Here is a 26,280-nt window from a genome sequence, read left to right on the forward strand (position 1 = left end):
GGTCAATTAAGTTAATCGATCAGACAGCCGATACAGGGACGTGCGGGATATTTCGCGTTTAGCTGATGGCTTGTTTATGACTGAAGATGCTGGCAACGACTCAACTGTCCTCTCGGGCTCGCCAAGCCGAAACTTCACTCGCCGCACCTTCCCGGCCATCATGCTGGTGCTGTTTTTCATGTCGGCCCTGGCGATTGCCGTGTTGCTCAACATCACGGCCGCCCAGGACCAACGCGCCCGTGAACAGAGCCTGTTCTTCGCCCAACGGGCCATCGAGGGCATCCGCACCGGCATCGCACGGGACTTGAACGACTACTCCAAGTGGAGCGACGCCTACCGCCACCTGCATGTCGAAGTGGACAAGGCCTGGGCCTTCGACCAGGAAAACGTCGGCAGCAGCGTCTTTTCGCTCTACGGCTACCAGGCCGTGTTCGTTATTTCCCCGACCGGCAAGACCGTCTATTCGGTGATCGACGGGCATCTGAGCGACGTCACCGCCGATGCCTGGCTGACCGGCAACCTGCGGGCCCTGGAGAAAAAAGCCAGCACCGAGAACAATCGCGACGAAGTCATCGTCGAGATGTTGCACCACGACGGCGCCCCAGCGTTCGTCGCCACGTCCGCCATCACCACCGGCACGGATAACAGCGTGCCACACATTCCCGGCCCGCCCAGCCTGATGCTGTTCGTCAAGGTCCTCGATGGCGCGTCGTTGCAGAACCTGGCGCGGGACTTCGTCCTGCCCGATGCCCACGTCGCCCGCTCGCCCGGACCACCCGACACCGCCCAGTTTCTACTGAACGACCTGACCCAGGAGGCACTGGCCTGGCGCCCGCTGACGCCGGGCAGTGACCTGCGCAAGGCCTTGCTGCCGGTGCTGGCCGTGGCGCTGCTGGTGCTGGCGATCCTGGCGCTGGCGGTGTTGCGCCATGCCCTGGTCATGCTCCGCGCCCAGGAGCGCCAGTACGCCAGCCTGCTGGCCCATCGCAAGGCGCTGGAGCGCAGTGAAGAGCGTTTCCGCGACATTGCCGAGGTATCGTCCGACTGGCTGTGGGAAGTCAACTCGGCCGGAACCCTCACCTACCTGTCGGAACGCTTTGAACAAGTGACCGGCTTCAGTCCGGCGGAATGGCTGGGCAAGCCGCTGCACCGGTTGCTTCACCCCCACGACGGGTCGATTTCCATCGCCCACTGGCTGCTGGGCGGCGCCAACAGTGCCGAACCGTCCGCGTTGCTGTGCGAATACACCGCGCGCAACCTGCGCACACGCACCTGCAAGATCGCCGTGCGGGCCATCGAGGCCGGCGCCCTGGGCTTTCGCGGCACCGCCACCGACATCACCGAAGAGTTGCGGGCGCTGGCGCAGATCAAGCACCTGTCGCTCCACGACCCGTTGACCGGGCTGGCCAACCGCAATCGCTTGTTCGACTGCCTCAGCGAACACCTCGGTCGCACCGACGGCGCACCGCTGGCCGTGCTGAACCTGGACATGGACCGCTTCAAGCCGGTCAACGATTCCCTGGGCCACGCCGTGGGCGATAAGGTCTTGAAGGAAGTGGCCCATATTCTTCAGCAGAACGTACGCAGCACCGACCTGGTGGCGCGCCTGGGCGGTGACGAGTTTGTCATCGTCATGCCTGAGCCGGGCGAGGCCAGTGACCTCGACCAGCTCTGCCAGCGCCTGATCGATTGCATGCAGCGGCCGATGCACCTGGACGGCAACACCTTGTACCTGGGCGTGAGCATCGGCGTTGCCTGGGCGCAACCGGGCGACGAACGCGCCCACGAATTGCTGCGCCAAGCCGACATCGCCCTGTACGCCGCCAAGGCCGCGGGCCGCAACACCTGGCGCGTGTACGTGGAGGCCATGGGCAATGTCGCCCGCGACCGGCGCCGCTACGAACAGCAACTGCGCGACGCGATGCAGCAAGGCCAATTGGAACTGCGCTACCTGCCTCGCTTCGACATGAACGCCGAACAATTGCATGGGTTCGAGGCGCAGGCCTTCTGGCACCACCCCGAGAAAGGTGAACTGGGGGGCGCCGATTTCATTCCCATTGCCGAGACTTCCGGCCAGTTGGAAGAACTGGGCACCTGGATGCTGATCAATGTCTGCGAAGAAGCGGTGAGCTGGCCGAGCGCGGTCAGCGTGTCCATCGCGGTTTCCCCCAGGTGGTTCAGCAGCAGCTTCCTGCTCAAGCAGGTGCAAGCGGCCCTCGATGCCAGCGGCCTGGCGTCGCATCGGCTGACCCTGGAGGTGGCTGAAGGGGTTCTGCTAGCCGATCACAAGGCGGTCGCCGCGACCCTTCATGCCCTGAAAAACCTGGGCGTACGAATCAATATCGACAAGTTCGGCACCAACATCGCTTCCTTGCGCGAAGTGCTGAACCAGCCATTCGATGGTATTCGCTTCGATCGCAACATCCTCTCGCAACTGGGCCTGGAGCAGGATGAGGAAGGCGTACTCGCCATGATCCGTCTGAGTCGCAGCGTGGGGTTGAGGGTGACCGCCGAGGGCATCGAGAACGCCCGGCAGTTCCGCCAGTTGCGCAGCGTGGCCTGCGACCATGTCCAAGGCCCCTATTTCGGCTCGCCTCTGGCCCGCTCGGAAATGGCCTCGTTCTTCACCACCCCGCGGTGGCTGTGAGCCCTGGCGGGCACTGACCGACCGCCTTCGCGAGCAGTTGGATTGGAGCCCACCGCAAGAGCCAGGCCGACTGTCAGGCCGCCTTCGCGGGCAAGCCCGCTCCCACAGGGATCGGGTACAGCCGCATGAGCCAGGTCGGCGTTAAGGCCGCCTTCGCGAGCAAGGTCAGCTTCCACAGGGGAGCTGTGGCGGACACGCACCTCAAGCCCACCACACAATACTGTGGGAGCGGGCTTGCCCGCGAAGGGGCAGGCCCGGTCTGCCACGGTCACAGACTCAACCGCCCCCGCTCCTCTTCGGTCAAGCGCTGCCGGGTCTGTTCGTCCAGTGGCCCGGCGCCGAGCACTTGCACCGGGCTGGCCGGGTCGTAGGCGCGAGGGGCCTCGCGGCTGGCGCCGTCGCGGGACGGGGCCAACTGCTCGGAGCCGAAACTCACCACCTGCACGGTGAACACCGACGCCTGGTTCTGCCGCGCCGCGTTCTGCTGCTGGCGGGTCACGTCCTCGGCCGCCTGGGTGGCCGAGGTCGCTGCCGCGCTGGCGGAGGTGATGGCCCCGGTGTTTACCGAAGCCGCCAACGGCACGCCGGAGGCCTTGCCCTGGGTCTGGATGTTGGCCGCGTTCACCACGGTCAATGCCGCGATGTTGACGTTACCCGAGACCCGGATCCCCGCCTCGCCGGCATCGATGGTGCCCAACGGCGCGATCAGGTCGATGTCCCCCGGCGCCACCTCAGCAATCGGGTTGAGGGTGGCGATGCCGGCGCCGGTACTCGGTACCGAAGGCGACAGCGTCAAGTTGCCCCAGGTGTCGTACAACCGCTTGGGCGGCGTATAGACCACGGTGGTTTTCGAACCGCGACCGGCGTTGATGTCGCCCTGGGCCGACCAGCCAAGGATCGAACCGCCAAAGGTGGTCATGATCCGGCTCTGCCCAAGCAGGATGCTGTTCTGCGCATACAACTGGATATCACCCTCACCCTGGGTGATGACCCCGGCGGTGGACGGCGGCGCGTTGCCCTCGATGCCGAAGGTCTGTCCGCCGCCCGGGGTGAGCATTTGGATACTGCCGCCGAAATCGGTGTGCACCCCCGCCCCGCCGAACATCGTGATGTCGCCCTTGTAGGTGATCGGATTGCCCGCCACGTCCTTGGTCGGGAACAACAAGTCGATCGCCTCGCGGCCCCGCAGGTAGCTGCCCTGGCGCACACCGCCGATTTCGTTGTACTCGCGGCCGCCGGCCTTGAGCTCGGCAAAGTACACGTCACGGGCAAACACCCGCTGCTGCTCGGCCGGCAGTGCCGCGAAATAGGCACGGGCCTGGTCGGTATCGCCGCTGAAGCCAAAGCGTTTCTCCAGCCAGGCCACCAGCTCGCGCTCATAGGTCTTGGCCACCTTGCCGTCCTGGCTCGCCAGGGAAGCACTGGCCAAGGCCTGGTTCGCCGGGTCCAGGTAGGCCTTGACGAAGCGCTCGTAGTCCGGCCCGTCGAGGCCGGCACCGGCTTGCAGCACCAGGCTCGCACCCGGACGTGAGTCCCCCGCTACCACGGCGCCGAGGCTGGTGATGCTGACTTTGTCATCCATCTGGATATTGCGCCCGGCGGTGATCTCCAGCAGGCCGGGACCGGCGACGTTGAAGGTGCTGTAGAGGATGTCGCGCCCGGCTGACACGATGGAAATGTCGGTGGGGTTGTTGTGGATGAAGAGGTTGCCGGAGACGGTGTAGTTCCCCGCTTCAGCGTTATCACTGTGCGATCCGGCCAGCGGAACCCCGCTGCTGACGATGTCTCGCCCAGCCATCATCCGGACAGCTCCAGCGCCTTCATATGCAATTCGCCCCGGCCATCTGGCCGTGGAAACCGACGTCATCGACCGCCCGGTGGTGACTGCCAGCAAATCGCCTTCGAGTGCATAGAAGCGAGCAGGATCGGCATTGAGGGCCCATTCGCTGGAAGCGCTGCTGGTGTCGAAGGCAAACAGCGGCAGCATGTTCGAACTAAGGCGCACGGGATTACCGTCGGCCGAAAGATTGCTGACTTTGATACTGATGCCGTTATCGACAGAACCGACATAGGCTGGCCGGAATGGCGTAGCCAAAGCGGCCGATGCGGCACCGGAACGACTGACCGACATGTCGCCGCCGTAGATGGAATCGCCGGCTAGGAATTGCAATTCACTGTTAGGGCCAGGTGCGAGCAGCAGCGCTGGAAGATTGTTAGCGTCGTAGACTGCGCTGGTACCTATCTCCTTAGCCCTGCCGTAATACAGGCTACCACTGGCCGCCACAGCCCGCAGGATTGAGGGGTAGACCATTGCAAGGTCCGTATCCAGCCCCAACGTCAGAGGCGTCAGGTTACCTCCCGACGTCCATAGATCAATCGCCGTGTTGGCAGTCCACAGCGTAAACCAGCTCACACCCGATCCGTTAATCGCGCCACTTTTGAATGGAGACACGCTCATCATCAATGCCCGACCTGGGTCTGCAACGTCCTGAACGACGAGATCGCCCAGGGTAGATAGATTGAAAGTGGCGTCGCCCGGCATCAGAGTCAGCCCACCGGTGGCGTCGCCACGTGTGGATTTGAAGGAGTCGTATGCCCGAGTCTCTCGAGGGGACTGCACAGTGGCGGCGTTGCCATAGCGAAGATCGATTCGGCCAATGGCACCGCTATCGATCTGCGCGTGCCCCCGCAGGTTGATGACCGCACCGTTGAGATGCCCGCTCGTGAACAAGCTCCCGGGATTCAAGGCACCGCCCACCCGCAGATTGAGATCGCCGCCGCCGGTCAATTGCAGACTGCCATCGGCGCCCACACGCCCGGTACTGCCTACGGCAAGCACCAATCCTTGACTGCGGCTGTTGCTGCGCGACTCAAGAAGGCTACCCGCCATTTGATCGATCACCCCGGCATCGCCCGCGACCTGAACATTCAGGTTACCGCCGCCCAAGGTACCAAACCCGGTAAATCCAACCATCAAATCAGCCTTGCCATTCTGTGCTGCGGTATAGCTCCCGAAATTGATCCACCAGGCAGCGGGTTGTGCCTGGGTATCGGTAGAAACCGAACCGTTGCCTTGGCGCCACAGCCAGTTCCCGACATTCGCAGTGTCATAACCCAAATCGCCGGGATTGGGTCGCGCATTACCGCTGCTAGTCACCGCGTCCATTGTATTGCCGATCAGACTCCCGCCAACGTTCAGAGTCAGGTTGCCGCCAAAATCCGGGTACCAGGCGCGGTAAAGACTAGTAGTACCGCCATTCACAAACTGCTCGTTGTCACCGAATGCATCGTTAAGCACCTTTCCTTCCGCACCCAGCGCCTTAGGTTGGTTGTAAGGATCGTTGGCATGAGTCGCGCTCGCCGAGCTGCCTGCGGTATAGACGCCGTACAGCGAATCCATTTTCACATCACCTGCCGAGAACAGCTCAAGGTCAGCCGCGCCGGTACGAACCACGCTCCACCGTTGGCTGCCAGCTTTGTAATCGGCTTGTCCGACTGCTTGGCAATAAGAGGGATTTTCGGTACACAATTCCGGGTACCCGATGGCATCAAAATCAATCGGTTGACCGGCGAGACTCGGATCCCCCCATTCGATAGCCCCTACTTCAGTCCAGATGTATCCACTGCTGGCCTTACAAAAATCCGGTAAATCAGTACATAGCCCTGGGTAACCAATCGCCTCGAAGTCAATCGGTTGGCCTGCCATGCTGGTGTCGCCAAAAAAATCCAATGACCCTGCTTCGGTCCACAACATCTCGCCAGCCTTAGGCACACCAAACATACCGTAATGACTATCCGCCAAATGAAGATCCCCGCCAGCCGTCACAGGCTTCACGACCCGACTGTCTGCCGCCTGCGTATCGGCGCCGGCCACCAGCCGTAGGGACCAGGACTGCGAGCCCTCGGCCAGCATTGGCGCAATGGCCCAATTGCTGCCCGCCACTTCCGCACGCAACTGCACCGACTCGACACCCGCCGGCAGCTTGATGTCGGTACCTGAAGGAATTTTCGAACCCACATTCAATGCCAGGGGACCGCTGAGACGCACGACGTTGGTCAAGCCATGGGGCGCGTCCGCAATGCCTGGCAGTGCAACGCCTTTAGGCCAGATCAGGCTGCCAATGGTTGCGCTGCTGCCCAGCAGGCTCCCAGCCCCCAGCACTGTGCCCGCATCAAGGGTCTGAGTCGAAGCCAACAAAGTGCCGGCGGCGAACAACAGATTACCCAAGGCGTCATGCACCGCCGCGGCAAGCACCGTGCCCGCCGGCAGTACCAAAGGTTGATCAAGCGTCGCGGCTACCGGCAGGCGCGTTCCCGCCGCCAATGTGGCGCCCTTGAGCGGCACGTCGAAGTTGAGCACCGAGCCGGCCGGAAACGCCGTGTCCTCCGCCAGGATCACGCCGGTACCGGGCACGACGATATCGCCTGCCGCAAAATCAATACCCGGCAATAGCACCCAGCCCTTGTCATCGTTGCTGGCCGGCGGCTGGGCGAAACCGTCGGTGATGCTGCCATAGATATTCAGATCGCCCCCGGCGCGCAACGTCAGGCTGGCGGATTCGCCGGAGCCATAGACATTGTCCAGTTGGTTATGCGGATTGAGGCTCTCATAGCGATAGCGCGACAGGTCCAGGTCGCCTTGGACCACCAGGTCGCCATCGGCCGTCGCGCTCACCACCTCCACACCAGGGCGCAGATGGAATACATCGCGATAGCGGCTGTTGTTCAGTCCGGCGAGTTTGCGTTGCAACAGATCGTCGTTGTCGTGGGCCTGAGTGATGAACGCGGTGTTGTCGTCATGCACATCGTCCAACCACGCTTGATTGATGACCTGATAAGGCTTGCCGCTGGCTGCCGGTACGTTGACCAACGGTGCATCGTCGTATTGCCACATGGCCACCAGCGCGATCGAACGGGCGCCTTGGACATCCACGGCGCCGCTGGCATCGATTGCCACGTCGCCGCCTGAAACACCGCCCAGTCGTGGTGCGTTGAGTTGCAATGTTCCGCGGGCGCGACCGTCATGCATGCCCGGTTTACTGCCCAGCGCCACCTCGGTGCCATGGCGCAGGTCGATACGGGCACCATTGCCCAGGGTCAGCAGCCCTTGGCGTGCGGTCAGGTCCACGATGGCGCGGTTCGGTGAGTCGATGATCTTGCCGTAGCTGTCCACCCGCAGGCGTCGGCCATGGGCATCGAGCACCGCTGCGCTGCCCAGGGTCAGGGCATTGCCGGCGGCCAGATAAATACTGCCAACGCGCTCGCCGCTGGCGTCGACCTTGCCGTTGACCAGCAAGCTGCCGTTGTCCACCGACACATTGATCGACGAGGCCTTAAGCCCGTCGCCGATCACCAGGTCGCCCTGTTTGAGCTGGAAGCCACGGGATCCGTAGACCTGCCCATCGTTCAAGCGCTGATTCAACGCCGCGAACTGCTCACTGAGACTGCCGCTGCCGCCCAGACGCTGGGCCTGGATTTCCACGCTGCCGGCCAGGTGCGGCATGGCGGTGCCGCCGGCGTCGTATTCGCCCGTGCTGCTGCCGAGAATCCGCCCTTGCAGGTCCACCACCCCCGCCGCCCCGTCCACAGCCACGGCGCTGAGCCGGCCGGCCTGGTTGTTGCGGGCCGAGAAGTCGATGGTCGAGCCATCGGCCTGGCGGATGTCGCCGCTCTGGCTTTGCAGAATCACCTCGCCACCGGCGCTGTAGCGCGTCACATCGTTGAAAGTCACCGTGCGACCCGCCACGTCGATCAGCGCCTCATCGGCCAGGGTCAGGTCGCGGGTCGCGCTCAAGGTCAGCTTGCCGCTCGGCAACACCACCGCACTGGCCAGGTTGACGCTCGCGCCCTTGAGGGATAGCTCGCCGCCGAGCCCGGAGACAGCGCCCGGCTTGGCGCCCGCGCCCGCCACGTTGATCGCCCCACCCGCGCTGATGCGGTTGATCGAACCGGCTTCACCGGTCAACAACGGAGTGAGGATACTCAGGTTGCCGCCGCTGTAGGCGAAACCTGTTTTCGGGTCGTATGCACCCTGGGTCTGATAGACCGCCAGGCTGCCTTTGTGATTGGCGGTCAGACGCTCGCTGGCGCTGAGGTTGACGTTGGCAAAGCCCAGGGCCAGACGGTCCAGCGTGGTGACCGAGCTCGGCTGCGCGAACTCACCGTAGCCGAACTCGATGCGCTGGGCCTGGATGTCCAGGCGACCGGCGCCGGTGCCGGCCCCGCCGACGATGACCGAACCCGGCGCGCCGACGGCACCGTTCCAGATCAGGTTGGCGGTGCGGATGGTCGCTACATCGCCGGCGCCGCCCGCGCCATAAATTGCCGGGGTGCTGAGCATCAGGTTGTTCAGGCGCGACTTACCGGTAGTCGAATCATAGGTGTCGAGGCTGACGGTGCCATAGAAATTCAGCGCCTGACTGGCCGACAGTTCGAGGGTTTCCAGGGCCGGAGCACCATATTGGGTGTCCCCGCGCAACAGGCGATCCAGAACGGTCTGGCTCAGGGTCAGACCGGCAGGCAATACATTGCGCCCCGACGCATCGCTCAATGCCTGGGCGGTGCCGACGTTGATGTTGCTCAGGGCCAGGGTCAGGTGACGGGTGCCGTAACGCACCTGGTCGTCCAGTTCCAGGCTGCCAGCGGTGCCTGCAACGATACTGCCTTCGGAGTGAATGCGTGTGACGCCACTGCAAGGCGTCAGGCGGCAGCCACCGATATTGATGGAGCCTGCGCCGCCCGATGGAGGGGCCAGTACGCTGAGCAAACCATTGGAGGCGGCCAGCATATTGGCGTCGTTATTGAGACTGTAAACAAAGCCAGCTCGGGCGTCGTAAGCAGCCGCGCCACGACCGATGGTGTTGATGACAGCGCCCTGTTCCATCGATAACTCGCCGCCATTGGCCAACAGGAAAACCTCAGGTGCTGCTAAAGCCGCACCTTCACGCAATGTCACGCTACGCGACATCTCAGACACCGGAGTCACGTAATTTCCGCTTTGACCGTAACTAACCGAAAACAGGCCGCCTATGACCTGACGCGAAGCGTTCAATGCATTCAGGCTTTCGGCAGTGAGGGTCACGCCCTCGAAACCAGCCGTGGCCCCACGCCCATCCGCAACCACCTCCAGCGCGCTCCGGGCGTAACCAACCACTGAGACGGAACCGCCGAAGCCTCCCGCCTGAGGCGCGAACTTGCCGATACCCTTGAAGGAGAATGCTTGATCCCCTGCTCCAGGGGCCAGGTTCAGTTTCAAGGTCTTGGCGTCTACCGGCACCATTGCCCGGGGTACGCCCAGGCGAGCGGCATCGGCCACGGCGAACTGCGCGTAGCTCGTTTCGTTGTATTGCGAGTAGCGGCGCAGCACATCCCCCGACGTCAGAATGACCTGACTGGACAAACTGTTACGCTGACCGGTATTGGCCACTGACAACACCCCGGCGGTGGTCCAGGAACCGTTGCGCATCTGTTGCGCGCCCGTTGTGATGCCTTGCCCCGCCAAGCCATTGACCTCGACCCGGAACGCGCCCGGCAGCAACGCATAAGTGGACGGCATCAGGGTGTAAGTACCGGCAGCCAACCCGGGCACACCGGCACCGATGGTGATCTGCTGACCGACCCTCGGATCCACCGCGCCACCTTCGGCAGCGACCGGCGCATACTGACTCTGGTTGCCCGGCACAATGGCGTAGACCGGGTTGCTGGAAAGACCAGGCAAGGTGAAACCGCCATTGGCACCCATTTGTACCAGCGGATTGAAACGGGCGTCAGTAGAACCACCACGGCCTGAGATAAAGCCAGCGCCGAGCAAATCACCGCCACCAGACAGGTCAAGCACCGAACCCTCCTGTGCCGTGACCGATCGCCCGCCCAGAATAACGCCGATGTTAATGTCAGCGTTTAGACTGGGTACTGCACCCTGTCCTAGCAACACCACCTTCTTGCCAGCGTACTCATAACTTTGACCGTCGACCGTGCCGCCATAGGGCAATCTCAGGCCCAAGCCGCTGACCGACGTCAGGCTGCCCGGCAACAGACTTACCCGATCGCTGATGGCATACCCCCCTACACCGCCGTTGGTGCCGACCTCAATCAATCCCAACGGCGCCCGAACCAAGCCACCCTGTTCGATGTTCGCGCTACCCAGTTGCAAGCGCCCGAATACCGAATAGGGTACCTGGGGCGTCGTCTGAGTTGTGCGCCCGATTACCAGGCTGCGTGCCGGGTCGTAGAGAGGGGTACCATTATCCGATGTGCCCCAACCAGACCCCGCCAACACCCGAGCCCCGACTCCGGTTGCCGGATACAGCTGGGCCGCTTGCAACAGCATGTCCGAAGGGGTCAGCAATTGCGTGGTAAAACCCGTAGGCATATCGGCGCTCGAGAACCCAGCCAGAAATCGCAGATCACCCCGGCTGCTCAGCTGGACCTGATCGAAACCTGCGCGCTCAAGTCCCACAGTGCTGTCATCGGCCTGCCTCACTGTGCCTTTGCTGCTGAACATCACATTGCCTTGCACATCCAGCAGATCAGCATTGACGGAAAACAGCGCCTTGTTCGCCAATAGAGACACCCCGCCACCATCGACCACTGGCCGGGTGTAAGGCTCAAAACTCGGTCGAGTGGTCGCCAGCCCTGTCGCAGTAGACAGCAACACATGGGGTGCATTGAACTCGACCCAGGTATTGGCTGGCGCGGTTGCACTCAATCCAAAGCTGCGGGCGTACAGGCTCAGGCTTTGTCCGAGGGACATCGACAGGTTGCCATCGACGCTCATCAGTCCGTTGCTCAACAAGGACAAATTGTCGAAACCACCCGCCTGGACCTGATCGATACCTAGCTGGCCGTGACCATAAAGCAACGAGTCCGCAGAGGTTTCAGCTGTATCGCCCAGCGGGCTTGCCTGCGCGACTTGCTTCAGAACCAGTTCACGAACACTCAACACTCGGGCATTGACCGCGCTTTTCAGGTAATAGGGGGTTTCCAGCGCCACCGACAGACTGCCACCTGCCGCCCCGCCGCCCCCCGAGCGGGCGCTGAACGCGCCGTCCAGGTACAGGCCATTGGCCGACGCCAGGGAAATACTGCCGCCATTGCTCGCTACCAACGTACGGCCCTGACCCGGAACATCCAGCACGGCCTGGCTGCCATCAGCTTGCAGACGGGCACCGTCGCGCACCACCACAAACAGCTCGGAGGCAGACGTCGATCCTTTCGCGGCATCGATCTGGCCGCCAATGACAATCTGCCCGCCGTCGCGCACCAGGCCATAGGTCTGGCCGCGCATATCCTGAGCTGTCATCGCCCGGCTCGATACATCGATCAGCGCCTGCTCGCCCAGCCAGATGGAACGACCGTGGCCCTGGGCATTGACCTGATCGCGAACCGCATCATCGACGCTCAACTCGGTAAGGCTGACCCGCCCGCCCCAGGCGTTAAGCGTGCCGTTGGCGGTCAATTGCCCGCTGCTCCGGACATCGATGCCCTGGCCTGGATCAACGGTAATCACACTGCCCTTGCCCAAGCTCAATACCGTACTGGCCATGTCGGCCGCGCCGGAGTTTGGCGTGCCTGCGGTGAGACTCAGGCTCGCGCCGCGACGCTGGGTCAGGACACCTTTGACCGCGTCTTCCTGATACAGCTCCGGCGTCCAGCGCTGCAAGGCAGCGGCCGGCTCCGCGTCGCTGCCGGTGACCAACGCCTGTTCACCAACACGGTACACCGGCATCGTCACATCGACCCGAGTCCCGTCGGCCACAGTCAGGCCTTCGTTGCCGGTGATGTCATAGGCCGAGAAACCCTTGTCGAAGAAATCACCGTCCAGTTGCAGAGTGCCAGCTTCGAGGGCGGTGCCGCTGTTGCCGATCAGCACTTTGCTGGCCGCCAGCTTCAAGGTCCCGCCACCACTGACGCCAGTACCGCGCAGTTCACCTTCGAGGTTCAAGTCGCCGTTACCGGACGATGCACCGGTACTCGCGGTCAAGGTCAAGTCTCCACCCTTGCCGCCGCGAGTCTTGCCATCGGCTATCACGGCAGCGCCGGAGCTGACGTCGATCAGGCTGCCCTGCCGCACATCAATATCGCCACTGCTACGCACGGACACGCTGCCGCCGTTAATGAACGGCAGGCCTTGGCGGTCGTTGCCGTCGAGCAGCAGATTGCTCCAGCGTCCGGCGGTGTTCAGCTTGACGCCTTCGCCCAATGTGACCGTCGCCCGCTGTCCCGTAACGGGTGAAAGCGTGACGTCTCCCATCTGGAAATTGTCGGTCCTGACCTGCTTGAGGATGTTACCCAATACAATGCGACCACTGCGGGCCGTCAGGTCGGCGTTCACTTCCACCTGCGGCGCATAAAGCGTGATATCCCCGCCGTCGGCTACCTTGAGTGCGCCGTCAACCTTGATGCCTTCAGCCCCCGCTACCTTGACTGCGCCGAGCTGGAAGCCATTGAGCAGCGCGTTATCCAGCACCAACTTGCCTTGCCGGTCGCTGCCGACCGCCGAGGTCAGGTCCAAGCCTGCGGCAATCTTGTCGGTCACCTTGCCGACGGTGACCTGATCGAAGGTGGGGTTCAAGCCACTGTTGATCACGCCACTGGTCTTGTCATAGATCGGCGTGTAGCTGCCCACCCACAACTGGGCCCGACGGGCCACGGCGTTTTGCGATTGCCGGTAGCCGTCGAGGTTGAGGTTCGGCGCCTGGGTCTGGCGTTCGCCCTGGTACACCTCGCCGACGATATGGCCTTCCAGCACGGCGTTGCGGGTCGACACCACCAGCTTGCCGGCATCGCGACCGACGGTGTAGCCGGCTTCAAAACGTTCGCGCGGGGCAATGAGCGGGTTGTAGTAGTAATCAGTCTGGCCCCAGCGCTGGCTGTGGTCTTCGTAACCCTTGTAGATGCCGGTGTAAAGGATGTCACCCGGGGCCTTGGACAGCTCATACAGACGACCATTGGCACCCTTGAGCCAGGATTGGCGCAGGTACCCGCTCTGCACATCCAGGGTGCCACCGGACAGGTTCAGTTGCGCCGCCTGCTGGGTCACCACGTCGTTGCCGGTAAACGTCAGGGTACCGCCCTGGGCCGCCCATTCGCCGACACTGTGGCCCCGGGTGCCCAGGTAGCCGCCGACTTCCAACAGACCACCGGCTGTGTACCAGCGGTCGGTGGCGTAACCGTTGGTGCCTGCAGGGACGTAGACCAGGTCACGCACGTCCACCCACACATCGCTGTTGGTCAGCTTGCCGCCTTCGCGGTTGATCGGCGCATCCCGTTGTTCGTTGCCTTGGACGTTGACCTTGATGGAATTGGACTCCATCGCCACCTTGACGCCGATGGCGCCGGACACGTCGATCATCGCGCCATCGCGCACCAGGCTGCGCCCCGCGGCGCTGACCGCAACCTGCCCGCCGGTGGCCAGGGTGATGGAGCCGTTCTGGAAGTCGACGCTGCCACCGCTGACGATCTCGACCCGCGACTGGTCGCTACGGTCGACCACGCTGCTGAGGTTGTTGAACTGACCGGTGATCAGGTTGTTCGGCGTGCCATCCAGGCCCGCGGGCCCGGCATTGCGTTGGCTATCCAGTGCACTGCCGCCCGCGGCGTCGAGCAGCACGGCGGTGGCACTGCCCTGCCCCAGGGTCACGCTGCCGGTGCTGTCGCTGAAAGCGTTGAGCAAATGCACGGTGCCGCGGGTGTCCACTGAACTGCTGGCCACCACCACGCCGTTCTGCTGCACATCATGCCCGGTGAGGGTGATGTCGCCGGTGCTGGCCTGGATCAGACCGCTGTTGATCACCGTGCCGGCGCTGCTGCCCGGTTTGAGCGACGTCGCCACCTCATTACCACGAGTGGTGGAGCGCGAGTTGCCGCTGGTGCCCTGGCCGCGACGGATATAAAAACTGTCGCCAGCCGCCAGGGTGGTCTGGCCCTTGGCGGTGATGATGGAGCCGGCGTTCTCCACCTCGCTACCCAGCAGCAAGGCATAGCCACCGCCTGCGGTGGAAGTGGCGGCGCGGTGGGTTTCAATTTGCGCACCGCGTTGCACTTCGACCTTGCCGGCTGCATCGGTGAAGGTTGGCTGGGTGCCGGTGGCATCGACGTACAAGCCGCGCTGGCTGAACTGCTCGTCAGTGATGTTAGCCGCCACCGCCGCCAGGTTGCGCACGTTGACCTGGCTGCTGCCGCTGAAAATGATGCCGTTGCGGTTGACCAGCATCACCGTGCCGTTGCCCTTGATCTGGCCCTGGATCTGGCTCGGCCGGGCTTGAGGATCGTTGACCCGGTTGAGCACTGCCCAGTCCGCTTGCTGCTGGAAATCCACCGTGGTGTTACGCCCGACGTTGAAGGTTTCCCAGTTGAGAATCGCCTTGTCGGCGGTCTGCTCGATCTTCACCGTGGTCTTGCCGCCGGCCTGGGTCTGCTGCGGCCCCTTGGCGTTGAGCCAGCCCTGGGTCAGGCTGTTGTCGACCTTGAGGCCGCCCTCGCCCAGCCCGTCGGGCACGACCTGCACCTGCCCGAACGCCGCTTGCCGCCCGGCCGCCTGCGCCGCTTGCTGGGCCGCGATCGCGGCCACGGTGTTGTTGAGGTTGGTCAACGAACGCTGCAACTGCACATTGGCCCGTTGCTGTTGGGCCAAGGGCGGCGGCATGCCCGGCTGAGCCGTCGTCGGCCGCGCCGCGCCACCGGCCGGGGACGCGCCCTTGGCGGCAAACCAGGCCGAACTGAACGCCGTCGCCGCCTGGGCATTGCCGGCGACCATCAGCAGGGCAATGGCCTGGGCCAGCGGCTTGAGCCGCCCCATCGACAATTCGCCATCGCGACGTGGAGCGTTCGGTTTCATCGGTTTGCAGCGCAGCATCCTACTCATCCTTCGGTTTGCTCTCAGGGGGCGCAACGCAGTGCCATCAAGCGGCCAGCGTCGCTTATAGGGGATAGGCGGTTACAGCCGCTCGGGACCGAACGGATGTCATGAATATTTCATGTGGCTGTGTTGGTTCGGGCCTTACGCAAAAAATCAGCAACGGCTTGCGCCGTTGCTGATCGGTGTTGCGTGGAACTGGAGCGAGTGCTTACAGCGGACGACCAATGCCGTTGCAAACGTTGGTGTTACCAATGCTGAGAGCGTTGGTGCTGGTGAGGAAGCTGCTACGAACGGCTTGTTTCCAGGCGGCCGGCAGCGGTACGAAGCGGTTCGCAGTGATGGCGGCGTCGTTGCTGCTGGCTGCGGTACCGTTGTAATGACGGGTGAAGAAGTCACGAACCTGCGTGGTTTGTGCAGCGTCGGCATAGCACTGGCTGAAGATCAGGTTGGTGAAGCCCAGGATCGGGTAGCCGGTAGTAGGGTAAGGCACGACGCTTGGATCGTTAGGGTTGGCAGCTGCAGCGAACACTGGTACCCAGGCGTTCGGGTTGGCGCGGTTGGCAGCAGCTGGAACGGCTACGGCGCCAATGGCGGCCGACACGTTGGCAGGTGCCGGGGAAACACCGGCAACGCGGGCAACCTTGGTGGCGTCGTCCAGGCCGGCCAGGGTGGTCGCGGCGTAGTCAGGGCTCATGTAGGTGATGCGACCCTGGGCGGCGTTCACGGCAGTCATCACCGCCTGGCTGCCCGTGGCCGAGACAGCACCGGCTGGCAGGCCACCGCTGTAGCTGGAGGCGAAGTTGGTGGTGACGGCGAAGGTGCCGGTCTCGGCGCACTTGGCGTTCAGGAAGCGGGTGAACAGCTCGGTGGTGCCGCTGCTTTCAGCGCGATAGACCACGGTGATCGCGCCAGTGCGGCCGGAACCGGTGATCTGGCTCCAGTCGGTCAGGCGGCCGGAGAACACGCCGCACAGTTGGTTGACGCTCAGGTCGACGTTGGCAGTGCCGGTCTTGTTGAACGGAATGGCGACCGAGGTGGCCACCGAAGGCACCTGGATCAATGGACCCCAGGCCGCACCGTGGGCGCTGACGTAGCCGCTCAGTTCAGTGGCGCTGAGCTTGGAATCGCTGCCCGCCCAGTGCACGTTCTTGCTGGTGTTGCCGGCCACGAACTTGGTGTAGTCGTTGTTCAGGAACGCCAGTTTGCCGTTGCCGCTGCCTACGCCGATGTAGGGGGCGAATCCGGCGGTCAGTACGCCGGAAGTCTGGTACAGCGGCTGAGGCAAGGTAGCACCACCGCCATTGACATCGGCCATGGCAGCCTGGGCGGCGCAGAGGCCGGCGAGGGTCAGGGATACTGCGAGAACGTTGCGCTTAAACATGAAGAATCTCCTTTCATCGTGTTCGTACGTAGGTTGGGTGACGCAGGCTTGCCGTCATGGCGCTCGGTCCGGTGCCGCAGGCGTTGGGGTGAGGCCATGGCGTAGAAATTCGCAGGTTCCGGTGACAGATAAAGGAAAAAACCTCGGGAGCTGAAGGCCGATTTCCGGGTTTTTTCCTCGGGTGTTCGAGGGCTCTGGACCGGCATTTCCAGCCGGTTCAACGAGGGCGTTTGGCGGGGCTGCGGCGCAGCGTGCGGCGGGTGGTCAGGACAAGGGAAAAATGACAGAACGAGGAACCCGAGTTTGATGGGGGGCGGGCTCGGGAGTTGGCAATGGGCACTGAATTTTTTTCGATTTCCTGTGGCGAGGGAGCTTGCTCCCGTCGGGTTGCGAAGCGACCCCATGGCTCCATCACTGCGAAGAATCAGGCTGACCTGACCTCGCTTCAGGGTTGCTTCGCAACCCAGCGGGAGCAAGCTCCCTCGCCACAGGGTGAGCCTTCCTCCCCGCCGCTTCGGCTCATTGCACCAACTGATTGATCTCGATGATCGGCAGCAGCACCGCCATGACGATCACCAGCACCACGCCGCCCATGATCACGATCATCAGCGGTTCCAACAGGGCGGTCATGCCCATGGCCCGGCGTTCGATGTCGCGGGACAGGGTTTGCGCGGCGCGTTCGAGCATCGGTGGCAGGCAGCCGGTTTTTTCGCCGCTGGCGATCAGGTGGATCAGGATCGGCGGGAAGACTTTTTCCACCCGCAGGGCGGCCGCCAGGTTGACCCCTTCGCGGACCTTGGCGGTGGCGTCACTGACACTCAGGCTCAAGCGTTCGTTGGAGAGTGTCTGGCGCGCCGCCTCCAGCGCCCGCAACAACGGCACCCCGGCGCCGCCAAGGATCGCCAGGGTGGAGGCGAAACGCGCGGTATTGAGCCCCAGCACGAACCGTCCGATCAGGGGCAGGCGCAGCACCCGCGCATGCCAGCTGAGCCGCGCCGCCGGGTTGCGCAAGTACAGCCGCCAGCTCCAGAAACCACCGGCCAGCAGGCAAAAACACAACCACCCCCAGGCGCGGATGAAGTCACTGGCGGTGAGCATGGCCAGGGTCAGGCCCGGCAGATCCTGGCGGGCCTGGGAGAAGGCGCTGACCACCTGGGGCACGACGTAGCTGAGCAGGAAAATCACGATGGCGATCGACACCAGTCCCACCACACCCGGGTAGATGAACGCCGTGAGGATCTTGCCCCGCAGGTTGTTGCGCTCCTCGATGTAATCGGCCAGGCGCTCCATGACCTGGGCCAGGTCGCCGGACTCTTCCCCCGCCGCGATCAGCGCCCGATAGATCTCCGGGAAGTCCCGAGGCCGTGCCGCCAGGGCTTCGGCCAGGCGCATGCCGCTGCGTACATCGGCGCGTACCGCGCTCAGGGTCTGGGCGATGTGCTTGCGTTCGGCCTGCTCCACCGTGGCGCTCAATGCTGCCTCCAGGGGCAGGCTCGCGCCGAGCAGGCTCGCCAGTTGTCGGGTGGCCCAGGCCAGGTCGTTGTCCGAGAGCCGGGCACTGAACAGCCCGCCCCCGCTGGCCTGGGCCGTGCTGCGTTCGGCTTCGACCTGCAACGCCGTCAACCCGCGGCTGCGCAACAGGCTGAACGCGGCGCTCTGGCTGTCGGCCTCCAGATGCCCTGATTCGATCTTGCCTTGGGCGTCGGCCGCCTCGAAACGGTAGCGATTCATCAGGCGTCCCGTGTCACGCGCAGGATTTCTTCTAGCGCCGTGGCGCCGCTACGCACCCACCGCTCACCGTCCTCGCGCATGCTGAACATGCCGGCCTCGCGGGCGGCGGTGCGCAAGGCCTGCTCGCCCGCGCCCTGATGGATAAGCGTGCGGATGTCGTCGTCAATGCAGAACAGCTCATGGATGCCGGTACGGCCGCTGTAGCCGGTCTGGTTGCAACTCGGGCAGCCCACCGGGCGCCAGGTGCCCGGCGTGGCCGGATCAGGTTGCTTGCAGTGCGAGCAGAGTCGGCGCACCAGACGCTGGGCCAGCACGCCGAGCATCGACGAGGCCAGCAGGAACGGCTCCACGCCCATGTCGATCAGGCGGTTGACGGCCGACACCGCGTCGTTGGTGTGCAGCGTCGCCAGCACCAGGTGCCCGGTGAGGGAGGCCTGCACGGCAATCTGCGCGGTCTCCAGGTCGCGGATCTCGCCGATCATGATGATGTCCGGGTCCTGGCGCAGGATCGCCCGCAACGCCAGGGCGAAGGTCATGTCGATCTTGGCATTGACCTGGATCTGGCTGATGCCCGGCAGGTCGTACTCCACCGGGTCCTCGACGGTGAGGATGTTGTGGACGCTGGCATCCAGCCGCGCCAGGGCCGCGTAGAGGCTGGTGGTCTTGCCGCTGCCGGTCGGGCCGGTGACCAGCACGATGCCGTGGGGCTGGCGGATCAAGTGGTCGAGCTTGCCCAGCACGGCGGCGTCCATGCCCAGCGTTTCCAGTTGCAGGCGCCCGGCCTGTTTGTCCAGCAGCCGCATCACCACCCGCTCGCCGTGACCGGTGGGGACGGTGGAAACCCGGATGTCGATGGGACGCCCGGCCACGCGCAGGGCAATGCGACCGTCCTGGGGCAGGCGTTTTTCAGCGATGTCGAGTTGGGCCATGATCTTGATCCGCGACACCAGCGCGCCATGCAGCGCCTTGCGCGGCGAGACCACGTCACGCAGGGTGCCGTCGACCCGATAGCGCACCACCGAATGGCTCTCGAAGGGCTCGATGTGGATGTCGCTGGCCTCGTCCCGGGCCGCCTGGGTGAGCAAGGCGTTGATCATGCGGATCACCGGCGCGCCGTCCTGGGTGTCCAGCAGGTCGGTGATCTCGGGGATGTCTTGCATCAGCCGGTCGAGGTCCACCTCGTTCTCCGCCGCGCCCACCACGGCCGCGGCGCTGCCGGTGTCGGCGTAGGCCGTGTTGAGCAAGCCATCGAGCTCTTCGTCACGCACCCGCTCCAGGGGCACCTCGCCGAATTGCCGGCGCACTTCGCTGATGGACCAGCCCGGCGTCGACGGACACACCACCAACACCGCGCCCGCCTCGCCCTGGCGCAACACCAGGCGCTGGGCCTTGGCCCAGGCGTATGGGAGGGTGGTCATGAGCGCACCCGCGCCATGGCCTGCATGCCTACCGTGGCGAGAGAGCTTGCTCCCGCTGGGCTGCGCAGCAGACCCGATGCCTGGCGCCTAGGTGTGTCCGGTCGCTCGGGTTCGACCTGATTGGGGTCGCTTCGCAACCCAGCGGGAGCAAGCTCCCTCGCCACCGTCGTCATTGTTTGATCGACTCCGTTACAGGCACTGCCTTGATCGCCGCCCTGGGCGTTTGCAGCGCGGCGGGAGCGCTGCCGGGGATCGCCCGGGATGCCGCCGGCAGTTGCGGGGCCTGGATGTCGGGCATGGCCCAACTGCGTTCCGGTTGCAACAGGCCCTGGGCACGGCGCATGAAGTCGTAGCGGTTGAGGGTAATGCTGCGCCCCGCGGCCGTGTCGCGAATGATGTAGGGCCGCAGGAACACCATCAGGTTGGTCTTGGTGGTCTGCCGGCTTTCGTTGCGAAACAGCGCGCCGATGCCGGGCAAGGTCGAGAGCCACGGCACCGCGTCGTTGCTCTGGCTGTAGCCATCCTGCAACAACCCGCCCAGGACCATGATCTGGCCGTCGTCCAGCAGGATGCTGGTGTCGATGGCACGCTTGTTGGTAACAATCCCCGTGGTGCTCGAAGCGCGGTTGTCGACGCTGCTGACCTCCTGGTAGATATCCAGCTTGACCGTACCGCCCTCGGAAATCTGCGGTCGGACGTTGAGCTTCAGGCCCACCTCTTCGCGGGTCACGGTCTGGAACGGGTTGTTGCTGGTGCCGCCGCCCCCGGTGACGTAGCTGCCGCTGACAAACGGAATGGTCTGGCCGACGAAGATGCTCGCGGCTTCGTTGTCCAGGGTCAGCAGGTTCGGCGTCGACAGCACGTTGGTGCCGCCCTTGCTCTTCAAGGCCCGGGCCAGGACCTTGAGGTCGAGGATCTTGCCGATGCCGGGAATGTCCACGGTGCCGTTGACCAACCCGAGGTTCAGGCCCTGGGGCAATACGTCAATGCTGGTCTTGCCGTTGAGGTTGAGTCCACTGCCGCCGAGGTTGACCCCGCCGATCACCCCGCTGCCGCCGAGGTTGCCGGTCTGCCATTGCACGCCGAACTCACTGGCGTCGTCTTCGCCGACCTCGACGATCAGGCTTTCGATCACCACTTGGGCGCGCCGCTGGTCGAGCAGGTCGATGACTTCCCGTAGGTTGCGGTACAGCGGGTCGGGCGCGGAGATCAGCAAGGTGTTGGTGGTGGCATCCGCCTGGATGGTCACGCCGCCCGCGCTGAAGGCGGTGTTCTGCTCGTTCTTCGTCGAGCTCGTGCCCTGCCCGCTGCTGCCCTGGCCGTAGCCATTCCCGTTGCCATGACTTGAAGAGCCGCTAGCGGTGGCGGTGTTGGTGCCATCGGTGCCGCTCTGTCCGCTTTGGCCGTTGGTGCTGGCGCCCATGCCGCTGAGCACCGAACGGGAATTGTCGTTGCCCTCGCCTTCGCTTTCGCCAGTGAGCAAACCGCGCAGGGCCTGGGCCAGCTTGCCGGCCTGGGCGTTGCGCAGGTACACCACGTGCAGGTTGCTGGGATTGTTCTGGGCGTTGTCGAGTTTGTAGATCAGGTTGCGCGCCAGCTCGGTGCGCTCGGGACTGCCGGCCCGGATGATGATGGAATTGGAGCGCGGGTCGCCGATCACGTTGATTTTCTGGGTCTGGTCGCCGCCCTGGGTTTCCAGCAAATCGGAGACCATCTGCGCGATGTCCACGGCGATGCCGTTCTGCACCGGCACCACATCAGTGTCGATGGCGCTGGGGGTGTCGATGCCTTCGATGAGTTGCGCCACCCGCGACAGGTTCTCGGCGTAGTCGGTGACGACAATGGTGTTGTTGCCGGGGTAGGCGTTGATCGGGTTGTTCGGTGAGACGATCGGGCGCAGCACCGGGATCAGGTTGACCGCGTTCTCGTATTGCAGCCGGAAGGTGCGGGTCAGCATGCCATTGCCGGCCGGTTTATCGGCGCTGTAGATCGGCCCGCCCAGCAGCTTGGCGTCGGCCTCGGGCACCACCTGGGCCACGCCGCCGACGTCCACCACGCTGAAGCCCTGCATGCGCAACGCCGCCAGCAGCATGGCGTAGGCCTGGCTTGCCGGCACCTGCCCTTCGGACACCAGCGTCAGGTTGCCCTTGACCCGAGGGTCCACCAGAAACTGCTGGCCGGTGGAACGGGACAAGGCGCGCACCACGGCCTGGATGTCCGCCTCGACGAAATTCAACGTGACCGGCTGATCCCCCAACGGGTTGCGCGCCGGCGGCGGGTTACGCGATTCGCGGGCACGGGACGTCAGGTCGACCTGGTGACGCACCACCGGTTTCTGCTCACGCGCCGCCTGGGCTCGCTGACGGTCGAGCAACGCGTCGCCGCTGCGCTGCGTGCTGCCCAACGGAACGCCCAGTTCGCTGTCCACCAGCAACGGTGGCTGCGAGGCCGGCGGCGTGCTGTTGCACGCGCTCAATGCCAGCAACAACAGCGGCGCGGCCTTGCGCCAATGACGTGGGTAACGGGCCCCCTTCATGAAGCTTCCTTAGCGCCTTGCGCCTGATGCATGCGAACGGTTCCGGACAGAGTGCCGGCGGTATTTTCAAGACCAGTGGAAGCGGTCGCAGCGGTGCGTTGCAGGCGCGCCTCGGACACTTCCAGGGACAATGGCCCGGGGTTGCTCAGCAGCCAGCCGATCACCCCGTCGGCCGGCGCGTCGGTGAAGGTCAGTTGCCAGGCGTTGGCCGTTTCGGCGCCGGGCGCCTGCAATTGGTAGTGATCGCCCAGCCCGCTGGCGTCCAGGGTCTGGCGCAGGGCTGCTTCCAACGGCTGGCCTGGCGCCGGCCCGGCGACGTCCCGCAGCAGCACTTCGAGGGCTTCGGTCTGTGAGCGCAGCTTCGGCGTTTCGGCCTGCCAATAGGCGATGGTCTTCAACGGCGGCTCGATCAATCCCAGCCAGACCAGGCTACCGCCGAGCACCAGCGCGCTCAGGGCCACGGCCCGTCGTTCGCGCACGGCAAGGCCTTGCCAGAAGGTCCGGCAGCGGCTGCGCAGGGTTTGCCAGCGGACGCTCAGCACGGCCAGGGACGGCTTATTCATCATCGTCTTCCGCGGTATCTTCGGGGGTGGCCTGGCCGGCCTGGGCCATGCGCAAGGTCCAGCCCTGGTCAACGGCGACGACATCGATGCCGGCCTGGACCAGGGGGCCTTTCCAATCGTCTTCGGCGGCGGCCTTCGGCGCGTCGGGCACGAGCTCCAGGCGCAACTCGCCGTTCTCGAACACCAGGGCCTGAGCGTTGCCGCTCATGAACGGCATGGCACTGCCGGCCTGCTGCATCAGGCTGACGAAGCGTTGGCTGGGGTCCGTCGCCGTACCGTCCTGGCGCGCGGCAATCTGTTGCCGGGCCTGTTGCAGCGGATTGAGAACCACCGGCAAGTCCGGGAACGCCTGCTTCACCCGTTGGCTCATTTGCGCCTTGAGCCGTTGGCCTTGGGCCGCCTCACGGGCGGCGTAAAGGTTCAGGCCTACCACCCACACCGCCACGGCCATGGCACACAGGGCCGCCGCCCGGCCCCAACCGCCGCGCCCGGCCGTGTTGCGCGACAGACCGACGTGCAAGCCCCAGCCCGGCGCGCTGCCGGTCCAGCGTTGGATGTCGGCCAGGGGCGTGATCGACGCCTCGGGCGGCGCCGCGCCGATCCAGTGCAAGCCGGGCCCCATGGTCATCAACCACTCGTCGAGCGCCTGTTCTTGCAACGGCTGCACCTCGGCCTGCTGCGGACCATGGCGCAGCAACAAGTGACCGTCTTCGATGCAAGCCACCGGGCCGGCCATCACGGGCAAGGCATAGGCCGCCGGATACAGGCCACGCAACTTGAGCCCGGCCTGGTGCAACAACTGGCCCAGTCGGGCGAGCGACTGCCGGTCCAGCCAGGCGATCTGGACGTGGCCGTCGGCACCCCGCGGGCTGTGAGCCACCTGCATGTGTTCGCTGGCGCCGAGCATCAGCGCCTGAGCCGCGCACGTCACCGCGGCGGTGATCTTCGCCGCCGGCAACAGCGGCAGCTCCAGGCGAGTCAGCAGGCTGTCGCGGGGATGAAGAAAGCACTCCACCGAGAGATTCCGGGCGCCCTGCCCCAACGCCCTGAGGCTGCTGCGCCCGTACTCGCGCACCTGGCCCTGGCGGTCCAGCGCGGCGAACGCCACCGGGCTGTCGAGGTCCAGTTCGGCCAACGGCGCCAACGCCACGCGCAACCGTGTCATACGCCCACCCTCGACCAGATCACCCGGGGCAACCGGTCCTGTATGCGTTGCAGCAACGCATCGACTTCAACCCGCCGTTGACCGCTGCGGGCCTGGCCGCGCAGGCGAAACCAGTCGCTGGTGATGCCCACCTTGACCGTGGCCGTTTCCAGCTCCGGCATGCGCAGGCGGTTGACGAAATCCCCGCGATTGACGAACCAATGGCCGCCTTCGCGCTCCCGCACCAGCGCCTCGGCCCGCTGCAACGACAACCCCGGCACAGCGGCGGCCAGTACCGGGGCACTGGCGGTGTTGCCGTTGACCCAGGTATTGGCCGGCAGGATCGTCACGTAGGGCGCCAGCGCTGCCAGCACGGCAGGCGTGACGCCCTTGACGTCGCCCAGGTCGCGCACGGTACGCAGCATCGGTCGCGTCGGTTTGAGCAATGCGGCATCCGCGTCAGGCGAGGTGTCCCGGCCACTGTCGAAGGTACGCCCCGTGGGCGCTGTGTCCGCCCGTTCCGGGTTCAGCGTGCGCGGGTACCCTTCAATGACGCGCTCGACGATGCGCTCACGCACGCTGGCGGCGATCCCCAGTTGCCCGCAGAGCCGTTCGAAGGCATTCAATTGTTCCTCGTCGACGCGTTCATTGGCGACAAGGTTGCGCAGGTTGAACTTACCCTGCTCATCTTCGAGCTGCCCTTCGAACGGCGCATCGACCTGGCTCGAACCGGGCAGGACAATGGGTTTTGCCCAAGGCTGGCCGAAGCGTGTCAATGGATCACGCTGGCGGGCCTCCCACAGTAATTGGCGACTCAGCGCCAGGCCGCCTTGCATCCGCGCGCTGCCCTGGATGCGCAACTGCTCGGCTTCCAGGCTGCGGGTGAACAGGGCCTGGCGAGTGAGCATGCCACCGGCGATCACCGCGACCACGGCAGCGATCAGCAAGGCGCTGATGACCGCCATGCCGCGCTGCTTCGCCGCGAGGGGCGAATTCGTTCCCATCACGGTCCTTAGAGCTGCCAGGAGCCAATGTCGGCATTCACGCCATCGCCGTCGGGCTGGCCATCGGCGCCCAGGGAGAACACGTCGACTTCGCCATTGGCGCCGGGGTTGAGGTAGTTGTAGGGACGGCCCCAGGGGTCGTTCGGCAGGCGCTCCAGGTATGAGCGCCAGGTGCCGTTCTTGGCGTCGGCGGGTTTCTCCACCAGCACCTTGAGCCCCTGGTTCATGCTCGGGTAGCTGCCGTGGTCCAGGCGATAAAGCTTCAAGGCTTGCATCAACCCGCCAATGTCCTGCTTCGCGGCCGTCGCCCGGGCCTGGTCGGGACGGTCGAGCACCTTGGGCACCACCATGGCCGCCAGGATGCCAAGGATGACCACCACGACCATGATTTCGATCAGGGTGAAGCCCCGCTGCCCGCGTGGGCCTTGGGGACGGGCGTTGTAACGGGCGATCTGCATCTCGACGGTCCTTCGCTGGATTCGATACGAGGCGCAGTGTTGCAAGAAAATATGTCAGTGATATTGAAATTGCTCAGGAGCTTGCGTCGTCAATCGGTCACGAACGCGGGCTAACCTCAAGGGCTGCATTTGTCTTGAGCCCACCCCATGCCCCGCCCCGCCTCGCACGCCGGCTTCACCCTGATCGAAGTGCTGGTGGCCCTGGCGATCATCGCCGTGGCCATGTCGGCCGCGGTGCGTGTGGCGGCGGTGATGACCCAGGGCAATGGCTTGCTGCGCGACAAATCCATCGCCCTGCTGGCCGCCCGCAGCCAACTGGCGCAATTGCAATTGGAAGGTCGGCTGGCGCCGGGCCTGAAAGTGTTCGACTGCAATCAGGGGCGCCTGTTGCTGCGCTGCGAACAGACCTTGCGCACGGCGCAGGACGATCGGTTGTTGCGGGTGGAACTGAGCGTGTCGGACCGCAGCCGCGAGGCCCCGCCGCTGGCGCGGCTGGAGACGTTGGTTGTTCGGGAAAACTGAACCACGGATGTCGTGGC

Annotated in this window: 11 protein-coding genes; 2 read left to right on the forward strand and 9 right to left on the reverse strand. The window is 64.6% G+C overall.

Annotation, left to right across the window (positions count from 1 at the left end; translation table 11 throughout):
- Positions 1-76 precede the first annotated feature (76 nt).
- Positions 77-2,647, forward strand: coding sequence for an EAL domain-containing protein (locus tag AD664_RS06370; RefSeq protein ID WP_053145245.1), 2,571 nt, complete (start codon positions 77-79; stop codon positions 2,645-2,647).
- A 268-nt stretch (positions 2,648-2,915) separates the two neighbouring features.
- On the opposite strand, the gene AD664_RS06375 is transcribed toward AD664_RS06370, so the two are convergent.
- The 9 genes from AD664_RS06375 to gspG all read right to left on the reverse strand — a co-directional run bounded on the left by AD664_RS06375 (position 2,916) and on the right by gspG (position 25,741).
- Complete coding sequence (locus AD664_RS06375; protein ID WP_053145247.1) at positions 2,916-15,503, reverse strand: filamentous hemagglutinin family protein; 12,588 nt, start codon at positions 15,501-15,503, stop codon at positions 2,916-2,918.
- Between the two features lie 211 nt (positions 15,504-15,714).
- On the reverse strand, positions 15,715-16,887 hold the full coding sequence (locus AD664_RS06380) for a substrate-binding domain-containing protein (RefSeq protein ID WP_053145249.1): 1,173 nt from the start codon (positions 16,885-16,887) through the stop codon (positions 15,715-15,717).
- A 519-nt stretch (positions 16,888-17,406) separates the two neighbouring features.
- A complete protein-coding gene (gspF, locus tag AD664_RS06385; protein WP_053145251.1) occupies positions 17,407-18,618 on the reverse strand; it encodes a type II secretion system inner membrane protein GspF in 1,212 nt (403 codons plus the stop codon).
- Positions 18,618-20,036 (reverse strand): type II secretion system ATPase GspE, encoded by a 1,419-nt coding sequence (gspE, locus tag AD664_RS06390; protein ID WP_053145253.1) that lies wholly within the window; start codon positions 20,034-20,036, stop codon positions 18,618-18,620. Before gspE ends, gspF begins: the two co-directional genes overlap by 1 nt.
- Before the next feature lie 169 nt (positions 20,037-20,205).
- Positions 20,206-22,572, reverse strand: a complete 2,367-nt coding sequence (gene gspD / locus AD664_RS06395; protein WP_053145255.1) for a type II secretion system secretin GspD — start codon at positions 22,570-22,572, stop codon at positions 20,206-20,208.
- The gene (gene gspM, locus AD664_RS06400) at positions 22,569-23,135 is read right to left on the reverse strand and encodes a type II secretion system protein GspM (RefSeq protein ID WP_053145257.1); all 567 of its coding nucleotides are present in this window, start codon (positions 23,133-23,135) and stop codon (positions 22,569-22,571) included. Before gspM ends, gspD begins: the two co-directional genes overlap by 4 nt.
- Positions 23,128-24,300 carry a type II secretion system protein GspL gene (gene gspL, locus AD664_RS06405; protein ID WP_053145259.1) on the reverse strand — a complete coding sequence of 391 codons (1,173 nt, stop codon included), beginning with the start codon at positions 24,298-24,300 and terminating at the stop codon, positions 23,128-23,130. The genes gspM and gspL overlap by 8 nt, the downstream gene beginning before the upstream one ends.
- Positions 24,297-25,283: a type II secretion system minor pseudopilin GspK gene (gene gspK / locus AD664_RS06410; RefSeq protein WP_053145262.1), complete on the reverse strand. Its 987-nt coding sequence runs from the start codon at positions 25,281-25,283 to the stop codon at positions 24,297-24,299. The genes gspL and gspK overlap by 4 nt, the downstream gene beginning before the upstream one ends.
- 8 nt (positions 25,284-25,291) lie before the next feature.
- Positions 25,292-25,741, reverse strand: coding sequence for a type II secretion system major pseudopilin GspG (gene gspG / locus AD664_RS06415; protein ID WP_042732916.1), 450 nt, complete (start codon positions 25,739-25,741; stop codon positions 25,292-25,294).
- A gap of 147 nt (positions 25,742-25,888) precedes the next feature.
- Between gspG and gspI the strand changes: the two genes are divergently transcribed.
- A complete protein-coding gene (gene gspI, locus AD664_RS06420; RefSeq protein WP_053145264.1) occupies positions 25,889-26,263 on the forward strand; it encodes a type II secretion system minor pseudopilin GspI in 375 nt (124 codons plus the stop codon).
- Positions 26,264-26,280 lie beyond the last annotated feature (17 nt).

This window comes from Pseudomonas sp. P97.38, assembly GCF_001269745.1.
In the GTDB taxonomy this organism is placed as follows: Bacteria; Pseudomonadota; Gammaproteobacteria; order Pseudomonadales; family Pseudomonadaceae; genus Aquipseudomonas; species Aquipseudomonas chlororaphis_E.